The 12598-nt window shown below is 44.0% G+C and carries 10 protein-coding genes; 6 read left to right on the forward strand and 4 right to left on the reverse strand.

Annotated elements, in window-relative coordinates; all coding sequences use genetic code 11:
* Positions 1 to 19 precede the first annotated feature (19 nt).
* From BQ5375_RS09150 to ltaE, 5 genes are all read left to right on the forward strand, one after another.
* Positions 20 to 2272, forward strand: coding sequence for an MGH1-like glycoside hydrolase domain-containing protein (locus BQ5375_RS09150; RefSeq protein WP_022131743.1), 2253 nt, complete (start codon positions 20 to 22; stop codon positions 2270 to 2272).
* Positions 2273 to 2496: 224 nt separating this feature from the next.
* Positions 2497 to 3903, forward strand: coding sequence for a preprotein translocase subunit SecD (locus BQ5375_RS09155; protein WP_022131744.1), 1407 nt, complete (start codon positions 2497 to 2499; stop codon positions 3901 to 3903).
* Positions 3903 to 4829 (forward strand): protein translocase subunit SecF, encoded by a 927-nt coding sequence (secF, locus tag BQ5375_RS09160; protein ID WP_076917752.1) that lies wholly within the window; start codon positions 3903 to 3905, stop codon positions 4827 to 4829. Before BQ5375_RS09155 ends, secF begins: the two co-directional genes overlap by 1 nt.
* 92 nt (positions 4830 to 4921) lie before the next feature.
* On the forward strand, positions 4922 to 5449 hold the full coding sequence (locus tag BQ5375_RS09165) for a putative immunity protein (protein ID WP_022131746.1): 528 nt from the start codon (positions 4922 to 4924) through the stop codon (positions 5447 to 5449).
* Positions 5450 to 5573: 124 nt separating this feature from the next.
* Entirely contained in the window at positions 5574 to 6608 is a 1035-nt protein-coding gene (ltaE, locus tag BQ5375_RS09170) for a low-specificity L-threonine aldolase (protein WP_022131747.1), read from the forward strand.
* A 51-nt stretch (positions 6609 to 6659) separates the two neighbouring features.
* Here the strand turns inward: ltaE and BQ5375_RS09175 are convergent, their stop codons facing one another.
* The 4 genes from BQ5375_RS09175 to BQ5375_RS09190 all read right to left on the reverse strand — a co-directional run bounded on the left by BQ5375_RS09175 (position 6660) and on the right by BQ5375_RS09190 (position 11561).
* Entirely contained in the window at positions 6660 to 8039 is a 1380-nt protein-coding gene (locus tag BQ5375_RS09175; protein WP_022131748.1) for a hypothetical protein, read from the reverse strand.
* Positions 8036 to 9190 carry a DUF58 domain-containing protein gene (locus tag BQ5375_RS09180; protein WP_022131749.1) on the reverse strand — a complete coding sequence of 385 codons (1155 nt, stop codon included), beginning with the start codon at positions 9188 to 9190 and terminating at the stop codon, positions 8036 to 8038. Before BQ5375_RS09180 ends, BQ5375_RS09175 begins: the two co-directional genes overlap by 4 nt.
* Positions 9191 to 9212: 22 nt before the next feature.
* Positions 9213 to 10163 carry an AAA family ATPase gene (locus tag BQ5375_RS09185; RefSeq protein WP_022131750.1) on the reverse strand — a complete coding sequence of 317 codons (951 nt, stop codon included), beginning with the start codon at positions 10161 to 10163 and terminating at the stop codon, positions 9213 to 9215.
* Positions 10164 to 10328: 165 nt separating this feature from the next.
* Complete coding sequence (locus tag BQ5375_RS09190; protein WP_022131751.1) at positions 10329 to 11561, reverse strand: glycosyltransferase; 1233 nt, start codon at positions 11559 to 11561, stop codon at positions 10329 to 10331.
* Positions 11562 to 11862: 301 nt separating this feature from the next.
* On the opposite strand from BQ5375_RS09190, the gene BQ5375_RS14140 reads away from it, so the two are divergent.
* On the forward strand, positions 11863 to 12597 hold the full coding sequence (locus BQ5375_RS14140; protein WP_022131752.1) for a TlpA family protein disulfide reductase: 735 nt from the start codon (positions 11863 to 11865) through the stop codon (positions 12595 to 12597).
* Position 12598 lies beyond the last annotated feature (1 nt).

The following is a 12598-nucleotide window of genomic DNA, read 5'->3' on the forward strand; positions in this document are numbered from 1 at the left end:
GGGAAAGAGAGGAACTTTTATGCAGGAAAATAAAGTGACAAAACAGAAAATTGGAAAACTTACCGAAAGCTATCCAAACGTACTGAATCTGGCGGCAGATCCAAAACAGGTGCTGTACGGAACATACAACACCAACGAGTATAATCATTTCTCCGATCTTGGTGCATGGCATGGATATTATCTGCCAAAGCAGGGGGAGGATAGACTTTTAGGCGGTTTTGCAGGTCCGGTTATTATCGCGGAAGAATATCCGGTCAATCTTTCACGAGCAATCAGTCATATCAAAATTATGGATGAAACCGGAAAGGAATATCAGCTGAAAGATGCCCGGCAAAAAGGAGTGTCCTATCCGGGAAGACTGGTGCAGCACTACGATATGGATGAAATTGCATTGACTCTGGAACTGGTTTTTGCGACTAACCGAACAGCGCTCATCTGTGAGACTATTGAAAATAAAACGCAGCAGCAAAAGCAGATCCACCTTTGCTGGGAGGGAACGATTAATCAAAAATTTGGTACAAGTGATGAAGAACCAAATCGTTTTGCAATGGGAACCAGACTTTCTTCTACCCAAACTGGAGTGAAGGTGACTTTTGAAACTATTCGAAATCGGTGGAATTATCTGACCTCTCATGAAAACTGCTTTGTGATCGCGCACGACATACAGGTTGTAACAACGGTAAATGAGCAGGGAAATGCTTACCAGTCCCGAACAAAAAATGCAGTTTTCTTGCCGGCAAAAGGAAGCTTTCAGACTTTTGAAACGCACAGATTTACCTTTACCGCAGAAGAAGCAAAAACAGAACAGAAAAAGGCAGCTTGGATTCTTCAAAATGGAGAGAATGTTTTTTTAGCTTCAGCAAATCGCTGGGAAGATTATCTGCAAAAGACCTTTTCGGGTCATGAGGCAGAGATCAGTTATCGAAGGGCAGCAGTCAAAGCAATCGAGACCTTGATGACCAACTGGCAAAGCGCTGCTGGAGCAATCCGGCATGATGGCGTAGTGCCGTCCACATCCTATCAGTATTTTATCGGAATGTGGGCATGGGATTCCTGGAAGCAGGCGGTGGGAGTCTGCGCATTTCATCCACAGCTTGCAAAGGATAACATCCGGGCACTGTTCGATTACCAGATCGGACAGGAAGATGCACTGCGTCCATATGATAAAGGAACCATCATTGACTGCGTGTTTTATAATCAAAATCAGGAGCGCGGCGGAGACGGCGGAAACTGGAATGAGCGAAATTCCAAACCGCCTTTGGCAGCTTGGGCAGTATGGAACGTTTACCGCCAGAGCGGAGATATTAACTTCGTGGAGGAGATGTACCCAAAATTGGTGGCTTATCATGAGTGGTGGTATCAGAATCGCGATGCAGACAAAAACGGAATCGCAGAGTATGGCGCGATGGTAGATCAGGCAAACTGGAAAGCAAACGAAAACAACGACCAAGTGTTTGATCCGGATGCTGTGATAGAAGCCGCAGCATGGGAGAGCGGCATGGACAATGCACCCCGCTTTGATAAACAGGGAATGGGAGAAGATGACCCTGGGGTGCAGGTCTTTGAAAACAAAGACAGCAGCGGGCAGGTGATCGGCTATTCCATCAATCAGGAGTCGGTGGACTTAAATGCTTACCTGTATGCAGAAAAGGGATTTTTAGAATCAATGGCAGAGCTGTTGGGGAAAACAGAGGATGTCTGCCGTTGGGAAAGAGAGGCGAAGTTTGTCCGCGACTATATCAACACCTATATGTTTGATGAACAGACCGGCTATTATTATGACCTGCAAATCGGTCTGGGCGGCTCGGGTAAAAGATTGCTTGTAAACCGTGGAAAGGGTCCGGAAGGCTGGATTCCACTATGGGCAAAGCTGGCTCCCAAGGAAAAGGCAGATCGGGTCATCGCCAATATGCTTGATCCCAATAAGTTTAATACTTTTGTGTCGCTTGGCACGGTGTCCCGGGACAGCGAGAGCTTTGCACCGGACAAATACTGGAGAGGTCCGGTTTGGTTGGATCAGGCAATGTACGGAATAGAAGCGCTGCAAAATTATGGTTATCAGAAAGAAGCACGAGAGCTTGCGTACAAGATCTTTGACCATGCGCAGGGACTTTTGGACGATGAACCGATTCGGGAAAATTATCATCCTCTTAACGGAAAAGGATTGCATACAACCAACTTTAGCTGGTCGGCATCCTCGCTTTATTCTCTGTACCGCAATGTGATGACCGGAGAGGAGACAACGTCCCAGACCGCACTGGATTTAGAATAAACAGCACTGCTAATAGGGCATAAATCATGCATATTACAATCATTTTGTGGAAAAGAAAAGCAAAAGATGAAAAAGAATTATGAACAAAAGCACAAAAGAGGATAATAAAATTGACTTTTTAGGGAATTTGCAATATAATATGCGGTATGAATGCTATAAAATGGCAAAAATAATCTGAGAAGACCCAAAGAGTTTTTTCAGAGACAGGAATTGGAGGATTGCAGATGAAAAGAGTTGGCAAGCCAGTCTTTTTCGTGGTAGTTGCGATACTGGCACTCTTAACTTATGCAGCATTTTTTGGCGTTAGTTCCAAATACGGTGATATCGACCGCACCTATATCAAGGGCGCAGACGATATCCGTTGGGGTATCGATATCCGTGGCGGTGTCGATGTAACCTTCAGCCCACCGGAAGAAGTCGACGCAACCGATGAGGAGATGTCCGCAGCAGAATCGGTTATCAAAACCAGATTGCTCAACCAGAACATCACCGACAGTGAGGTTTACACTGATACAAACACTGACCGTATTATTGTTCGTTTCCCATGGAAATCCAACGAACAGGACTTTAATCCGGAAGCAGCAATTGAAGAACTTGGCAAAACCGCTCAGCTTGCATTTTACAAGGATGTACCGATTGATCAGACAACAGGTCTGCTCAGTGCAAATGCAGGAGAACCTGTATTGACCGGTGCTGATGTAGAAAAAGCAGAGTTTGTAATGCAGCAGGACCCGACAACAGGTGTTTCGCAGCCGGTTGTTTCTCTGGTCCTCAAAGATGAAGCAAAAGAAAAATGGGCAGAAGCAACCAAAGAACAGGTTGGCAAACAGATCTCCATCTTCATGGATGACGAAGTTATTTCTGCTCCAACCGTAGATGAAGAGATTACAGACGGTCGCTGTGTTATCAGCGGTAACTTTACAGCGGAAAGCGCAGTAGAGCTTGCAAACCAGATTAACGGTGGTGCTTTGCCATTTGAACTGGTAACCCAGAGCTACAATGCAATTTCCCCAACCCTCGGTATGGGTGCAAAAGATGCCATGGTAAAAGCAGGTGCAGCAGCATTCATCATCATTGCGCTGTTCATGATTCTTTACTATCGTCTGCCAGGTTTTGTAGCAAGCATTGCTCTGATGGGCCAGCTTGCAGGAACCATTGCAGCAATCACCGGTTTCTTTGCAGTATTCCCATCCTTTACTCTGACCGTTCCAGGTATCGCAGGTATTATCCTGGGTCTTGGATTCGGTGTTGACGCAAACATCATCTCCGCAGAGCGTATCCGTGAAGAGATCCGTACTGGAAAAGGCATCGATGCTTCGATCCAGTCCGGTTTCCAGAATGCATTCTCGGCAATTTTCGACAGTAACATTACTGTAGTATTCATTGCAATCATTCTGATGGGTGTCTTTGGTCCAAGCGACAGCATCTTTGCAATTCCATTTAACTTCCTGTTCTCCTGGATGGGACTGGGAACTGCAACCGCAGGTTCGGTATACTCCTTCGGTTACACCCTGCTTGTCAGCATCATCCTCAACTTCCTGATGGGTGTTCTTTCTTCCAGATTGATGCTGCGCTCCCTTGCAGGATTCAAACCATTCCGCAAGGCATGGCTGTATGGAGGTGAAAAATAATGAAACTGGATATCATTGGAAAAAGAAAGATTTTCTTTGGAATTTCGATTGTAGCGCTGGTGCTGGTTCTGATCATCACAATCGTGGTTGGACCAAAACTGGACATTCAGTTTAAGGGCGGCTCAATTGCCACCTATACCTATACCGGTGACATTACTCCGGACGAATTTGGCAAGACTGTAGAAAGCTTTTTGGGACAGGACGTTACCGTTCAGAAACAGGAGAACAGCGTAACCGGACAGACCAGCATGGTGGTAAGCCTTACTTCCAACAAAAACCTGACCACCGAAACTCAGACCGGTCTGCTGGAAGAACTGCAGACCACCTATGCAGACAATGAAATTGAAGCTTCCGATATCAACAACGTTGACCCAGTTATGGGTATGGAATTCTTCAAAAAATGTATCGTAGCAGTTGTATTTGCTTCGGTTATCATGATTGTATATATCGGTTTCCGTTTCCGCAAGATCGGCGGTGCTTCTGCTGGTGTCGTTTCCGTTATCGCGCTGATTCACGACGTACTGATTGCTTACGGTGTCTTTGTACTTCTTGGCTTTACCATCAATGATAACTTTATCGCGGTAGTTCTGACCATCCTCGGTTACTCGATTAACGATACCATCGTTATCTATGACCGTATCCGTGAAAACAAACGTTATTACGGCAACAAGATGGAACTGGGTGAACTGGTTAACATGAGCATTAACCAGTGTCTGAGAAGAACCGTAACAACCTCTCTGACCACAGTTATGGCACTGATCTGTATCTGTGTTGTAGCGGTTATGATGAATGTTTCTTCTATCCTCAGCTTTGCAGTTCCAATGATGGTCGGTGTTATTTCCGGTCTGTATTCTTCTGTATTCCTCTCCGGTTCCCTGTGGACTCTGTGGCAGGAAAAGAAGGCTGCAAAAGCGGCAAAAGCATAGTTTTCTTAAAAAGGACAATTTCCTCTGGAAATTGCCCTTTTTTTGTTGGAACAAAAAACAGAATGTGGTAAGATAAAAAAGGAGGGATTAGAATGGCAAAGTTAAGAAAAATGCTGGGGAGTCCAGATTCTCCATATATTATTTCACTGATGCGTTTAATTGAAACACAGAGCAAACATACCATTTCCTGCTGGGCAGTTTCCTACGCACAGCAGGTGATACTGCCAATTTATGAAAAATCGGCGCTGAAATCAGAATGTGTAAGATCGGCTCTGGAAACAGCACAGGCCTATCTTGTGAAAGAAAAGAAGCTTACAGAGGTAAAAGCAGCAGCCAAACAAGTGATGGCGCAGGCAAAACAACCAGGATTGTCGCCATCAGAACAGGCTGCGGTCAGAGCGATCAGCTCGTCGCTCAGCTCCATTTCCACACCGACCAGCGCACTGGGGATGTGTTTTTATGCGGCAGCAGCTCTGGCCTATGACAGGGTAGGAACCGAAGAAACGGATGCAGTATATGAACAGATTGCCGCAGAAGAATGTCAGAAGATGTATCAGAGACTTCAAGAAATTGCAGTAGAAGACGAGGAAAATCCAGCTAAAATCGACTGGAACTGTTAAAATTATTAAAAAATACTTGAATAAACAAACATATTTTAGTATAATTTTAAGGAAATAAATCCGCCGGGCAAAAGGCGAGAATACAGCTGACGCACGGATGCGATGAAAAAGGGAGGTCTTTTTTATGGAAAAATGGATTGATTTGAGAAGTGATACCGTTACCCAGCCGACCCAGGAAATGCGTGAGGCGATGTATCGCGCACAGGTTGGCGATGATGTATATGGCGACGACCCGACCATGAATGAGCTGGAGCGTAAAGCAGCAGAGATGCTGGGCAAGGAAGCAGCTCTCTTTATGGCAAGCGGAACTATGGGCAATGCTGTTGCGGTTATGAGCCATATCCAGCGTGGAAATGAAGTCATTCTCTCTGATACAGCACATATTGTGGCGCATGAAGTTGGCGGCGCTGCGGTTCTTTCGCAGGCATTTATCCGTACCCTGCACTTTAAGGACGGTTTATTTGACGCTGAACAGATTCGTGCAGCAATCCGCGATAGAAGCAACATCCATTATCCTTACACCGGATTAATCTGTGTGGAAGAGCCTCTGGCAACCGGTAAGGTAGTGCCTCTGGAAAGATTACAGCAGGTTTATCAGATGGCGAAAGAGGAAAATATTCCGGTTCATATGGACGGCGCCAGAATCTTTAATGCAGCAACTGCTCTGGGTGTTGATGTTAAAGAGATTGCAGCCTGCACAGATTCGGTTATGTTCTGTCTTTCCAAAGGACTGTGTGCACCAGTAGGTTCCATGCTGGTAGGAAGCAAGGAGTATATTGAGCGCGCAAGAAGAAATCGTAAGATGCTGGGCGGCGGAATGCGTCAGTGCGGATTCTTGGCAGCAGCAGGTTTGATTGCGCTGGAGGTTATGACCAAACGTTTACAGGAAGACCACGACAACGCAAAATATATGGCACAGCGCCTGCAGAAAATGCCGGGTGTTACTCTGGACATGAATTCCGTTGAGATCAACATGGTATTCTTTAAACTGGATGCTCCAAAAGAAGTAATTGACTCTTTGCCAGAAAAAATGCTGGAAGCAGGTGTTAAGATTAACGGAATCGAAGATGGTGAGTTCCGTTTCGTAACAACCCATGATACCAGCCGCGAAGATATCGACCGTGCACTGGATGCATTTGAAAAGATCATCAAAGCCTAAATATACATAATGATTAAGAAAACCCCGCTCCAAGATTGGAGTGGGGTTTTCTTAATAACCGGAAGGGAAATTTCCCGGAAAATCGTCTTTTCTGTGATCGTTGAGCGACTGATTCAAAACTTGTTCTGGTGTAAGTTGAGGCTCTTTGGAAACTTGTTTCTTCATACGTTTTTCTTCGCCGCTGAGTTCTTCACAAATCAACCTTGCCTGTGCAACATCCTCGTTTTTAATAGTATGTTCGCTGTAACGAGCTTTGATATATATGTTTCGCAGCTTATAAATTGAAGAAGGATCTTGATTCATAAAGTGCTCAACAGTTAGCCGCGCGACAATGTCGCTGTTTGCATCTGGCTTAAAAGTTAATCCCGTATTACGGCAGCTTCGTAAAAAACAGCGATAGTAGTATCGAACTGCTTTGCGTGGTTCACCGGGAGGAACGAGATCGAGTGGAATATCTTCCTTGATTTGTTCTTTTCCACTTAATGTGGAGCGGGATATTTGTGCACGGGAGTAGTGGATCCTGTGATTGATTTTTTTAATCAAACGAACAAACAGAACAATACATGAAATAATAATGACCAGTGACAATATTCCATGGAAAAAATCGGAGAAAGAAGAGGTTGGTTCACTGATGAAATCTTTCAGCATACTGTCCCAAAAGGGATCTATTCCATCAGAAACAAGGGGTCTTCCATTTAATTGTGCGATTCCCTCAAGCATGATATTGTGCAGAGTTTCGTAAAAAGGCTCAATAATAAACCAGATAACGCTTCCTATAATTTTGGCAATAAACATAAAAACAGGAATAATTACCATACTGTAAACTGTTTTAAAAATGAATGCCAATGTGCTAAGGAAGAATTTGGATTTAATAAAGAGGATTGTCAGTGTAATTCCGACAAAAATTCCAATACAAGTCATCCGGAACTTTGGTTTAACAATGACAGAAATATCATGACGCAAAATCTGAGTCATTAGAATTGTACTGATCATAAATACCAAGAGAAAGTTCATTAAGAAAGAAACTGTATTGGCAAATTGGTCAGAATAGTAGACGCTTGAAAACATAATCATGAAAAAGCAGACAAAGAACACTTTAGGAAACATAAGGAAAAACTCAAGCCGTTCTTCGTAGCTTAACAAAAAGCGAGATTGCACAATGCAGAAAGCGCAGTATACAATAGAAGCCGAGACGACAACAACTCCAATGATATCAGAAGTCGTGATCAGGGCAAGTGGCATCAGAAGAATGGAAAGATAACGCAGTTTTGGTTTCTTTTCATTTAGGAAAAATCCCAGTGCACTTGCCAAGGCCAGAATGAATACTGGAAGAATGGAAACCCCCTTTTGAAACATGCACAACAAGCAGTTGATAATAAAGTAAAAAAGAGAAAGGTTTCCTAACATTTTAAAGAAAAAACAGTAGGTCATGCAATTTCCTCCTCTTTATTATCAGTATTTTGTGAAATAAAAGATGCAGGTGTCAGAAGGAAGGTTTTGTTTTGGGAAAGTTCCTGTAGCTTATGATAGTTTTCTTCCCAAACAGCATTTTCGTTTGGACTGATAACAATGTGATATTCTCCCTGTTCACAATTACCACAGGCGCGCCTTAGGGTAACAGCAAAGTTTTCACAGGCAGAAAGAGAAGCTCTTCCCAAAATTTCCATGATAGTATAAAAATGTACATTGCCGAATCCCTGATCTACGCTGGAAATACAGTCAAGCATTCCCAAAGGAATGGCGTTTGTAGTAAAACGGTATTTGATCTGCTTCTTTTCCAGATATTCGCAGATGGAACGGGTCATTGAAAAACAGGTTTCCACAAGTTCTTCATCTTCAGAGCCGTTAACAGTTGACTGGACGTTCAGGATAATAGAAACACAGACATCTGTGGTGTGGTCGTAGTTTTTGACCATCATTTTGCCAAGACGAGCGCTTTGCGTCCAGCTGATGTCGCGCATCGGTTCCCGGCCAGTATAGTCAGAAAAACCGATGGTCAGCATTGGGTCTTCATAGATAAAGCGTCGAATGGAAATATCTCCAATCAGTCCCCCAAGGAAAGAATCAAAGTCCGGAGATGGGAGAGAACGCGGCATAACCACAACTTCTTTGTGTGTGGTAAACTCAGTGGCACCATCTTTTATTCCCAGAAAATCGCCGCCATGAATATAACAGCCGCTGAAAATATATCTTCCGCGGACCGGGATGCTGGCCTCCAATGTTCGATCCAAGCGCTGGTAAGGCATCATATAAAAACTGGAATGAAGCTTTGCAGCCGACATCTTATCATATGCATTGGTAGAAAGCTGAGAAGAAAGAGAATAAGTAATACCCTCATCTGAGATGTTTTTTTCTTCTCCGGGTATCTGAATGTTATGCGGAAACGTCTCTACCATATCGATATATGGGAGAAACCAGAATTTACGGTTTTCTATGATAGAATTAACGGTAAATTTTTCGTCCGGTTCCAGTAGTGTCTGAGAAACATGAACATCATATGTGACCTTCTCTAATCCCTTTTTTAAGGAATACCATTCAGCGAGAAACAAAAAAACAGAAAAGAGAATGAAGAATGAAATCAAGGAATCATCTCCTTTTTAGGTGTTAACGGCGGATTGCTTCCAGAGGGCTTGGAATCGAAGCGAGCATTTCCTGGAAGTATTTCTCGATTTCACCTGGGCGTACCGTACCGTTTACGGTGACACGATGACCCAGTACAAACGGAGCGATGTAGCGGACATCTTCCGGAATGACATAATCGCGTCCAGCAAAGGCAGCGGTTACCTGAGATGCTTTATACAGTGCAATTGCACCACGGGTGGAAACGCCAAGCGCAAAGTGGGATTCCTTTCTGGTCTGGGTGACAATGTCCATCATGTAGCCGGCAACATCGTCGGAAACGGTGATCTGAGGGATCATCTCCTTAAGTTTTGCAATTTCTTCCAGAGAAACAACACATTCCAGTTCATCCACAATCTTACCAGTGGAAGGACGGCAGATAACAGAAAGTTCTTCCTCTCTTGTCATATAGCCAAGTTTAAGCTTCATGAAGAAACGGTCGATCTGTGCTTCCGGAAGTGGGAAGGTACCATAAGATTCCAGAGGGTTCTGGGTTGCCATAACCATGAATGGTTCTTCCAGGCGGCTTGTGGTGCCATCTACCGAGATCTGACGCTCCTCCATTGCTTCCAGCAAGCTGGACTGGGTTCGTGGAGTAGCACGGTTGATTTCGTCAGCAAGAATAATATTGGAGAAAAGAGGGCCTTCTCTGAACTGGAATTCCCCTGTTTTCTGGTTGTAGAAGTTGATACCGGTCAGGTCGGAAGGAAGCAGGTCCGGTGTGAACTGGATTCTCTTAAACTTTCCACCGATTGTTTTGGAAAAGGCGCGAAGAAGCATTGTTTTTCCGGTACCAGGAACATCTTCCAGCAGGACATGACCGGAGCAGAGAAAACTGGTGAATACAAGGGTAATTGCTTCATCTTTTCCGACGATGACTTTGCCGCAATTTGCTAAAACACGTTCCTTACAGCTGGTAAACAGGGAAATATCCATAAAAAAACCACCTTTCTAAAATAAAAAACAAGTGAAAATGCTTAGATGAAGTCTAGCACATCCGAAATCAAAAATCAATATCATTTTGCGCAATTTACAGAAAAATGCGTGTAAAAAACACCCGATTCGATAACGGAACGTTACCGGATCGGGTGTTTTAAAATGCTATTTATGACGGAACCCATTCTGGGACAGGAGCCCGGACAGGTGAAGGATCGGAGATTTTTTTGGCGGAACAGTTTTGTAAATCTGATAATAGATGGTCTGGATGTAGTTTGCCAGCGTTTCGGCACCGGAGTTTTTAACCGACTGGATAACGGAGGTTTTCAACTTGTCAAGCTCATCCTTATCCATATCGCGAATCTGGCGCAGGCGCGCTCCCATCTCTTTTGCATCTCGGAACATATAACCATTGACACCATCGCGAACCTGATCGGCATTGAGCTCATCGTAAAGCTGAAGAACAGGAAGTCCGCCCGCCATACCTTCCAGCATCGAGATAGAGTTGGTATCCGACAGGGAAGCGGTGACATAGATGTCGCAGGTGTGAATATACGGCGGAAGTTCTGGATGCATTACCTTGCCGGTGAAGATAACGGTATCAGTAATGTGCAGCTCTTTTGCAAGTTCTTCCAGTTTTGGCTTTTCCGGACCATCGCCTACGATCAGAAGATACATGTTGTCCTCTTTTTTCATTTCTTCTGCCCAGAATTTTAACAGGACATCCACGCTCTTTTCCTGACCAAGACGTCCTACAAAGCAGGCAACGGTTGCATCTAACGGGATGCCGAAGGTCTTGCGGATCTCTTCTCTTTGTTCCGGAGTGGAGGTCTGCGGGGAGAATGCATCCAGTTCAACCGGATTCGGGATTACCTCAACCTTTTTGTCGCTTCCGATTTCGGTGGTGTATTCCTGGCATTTTTTGGAAGGTCCGGTTACCACGTTTGCGTATTTCGGGAAGAGACGGAAGTAACGGTGCGAAAGCTTTTTGGTAAGAGGAACCAATGGCTTTGGTGCAATATAATAGATGTAGTCATCGTACATGGTATGTAAGGTGTAAACGACCGGTACGTGCAGAATTTTGGCGATTGCCATGCCGCTCAAACCGATGCTGAACTCATTGTGTACATGGATAATATCCGGGTTAAATTCACGAAGATAATGCAGACGGGAACGGCTGACCGGAGAAGCAAGATCTAGACCGTAAATTCGTTTGAGGTTGTGGGCCGGACAGTGCAGAACATTATCCTTAATATAATGTTTGCGGGTTTTGGAATCGGCAGTAACGATCAAAACGGTGTGACCGAGTGCTTCCAATCCTTCTTTTAAGATTTTAATATGTGTAACAACGCCGTTGATCTGCGGCAGATAGGTTTCGGTGAAGATTGCAATACGCATAACTGACCTCCAATGAGAATTGTCTCGTTTTACTAAATAAAGTATAGGGCAATGTCTGACAAAAATCAATCTGAATTTGGATGTTTTCGAAGATTTCATACAAAAAACTTTTCTTTTTGATAAAACGGTAAGGAAAAACAATTTCCTTCACCTTTCGAGAATAAAAGTAGTTGATAATCACAAAGGAAACACAGAAAAAGGGAAATGACTGGACACAAATAACAATAGCCGGTATAATGTAGAAAGATAGCTGTATCAAAACAAAACCTTAAAATAGGGACCTTTTTAGGAGGAAAAAAGAATGTTAAAAAAATTAACTGTTTTTATTCTCGCAGTGGCAATGACGCTCAGTCTGTTTGGTTGTGGACAGTCTTCGGAAGAAAAGGCTACAGAACAGTCTACAGAGCAAACACAGGAAGAAGCTCCTTCGGAAACTCCTGCTGAGGAAACTGTGGAAGAGCAGCCAGAAGATACTGAAGAACAACCAGAAAATGCTGAGGAACAGCCAGAAGATACTGAAAAACAACCAGAAGATACTGAGGAACAGTCTGCGGAACAATCCACAGAAGAAGGTGCATTTGAAAAAATGTCTCTGACCAATCTTGCAGGTGATGAGATTGATAAAACGATCTTTGAAGGTCATGACCTTACTGTGATTAATGTCTGGGCAACCTCCTGCAAACCATGTTTGAGTGAAATGCCGGAGCTTGCCAAGCTTTCGGATGAATATGAACAGAACGGTGGACAGGTACAGATCATAGGCCTTTGTACCGATCTTGTGGACATGGATGCAAACCGTGTGGATAGCCAGATTGAACTTGCAAATCAGATTGTGGAACTGACCGGAGCAGACTACACCCACCTGGTTCCTGACGATGAAATGCTTAATTTTCTGATGGAAAATATCATCGGTGTCCCAACAACCTTCTTTGTAGATTCACAGGGCAAAGAAGTGGGTGAGTCTGTTATTGGTGCAAGAGATCAAGCAGCATGGCAGGAAGAAATCAATAACCGCCTTGCAATGCTGGAGAAATAAA

The organism is Negativibacillus massiliensis, assembly GCF_900148495.1.
GTDB lineage: Bacteria > Bacillota > Clostridia > Oscillospirales > Ruminococcaceae > Negativibacillus > Negativibacillus massiliensis.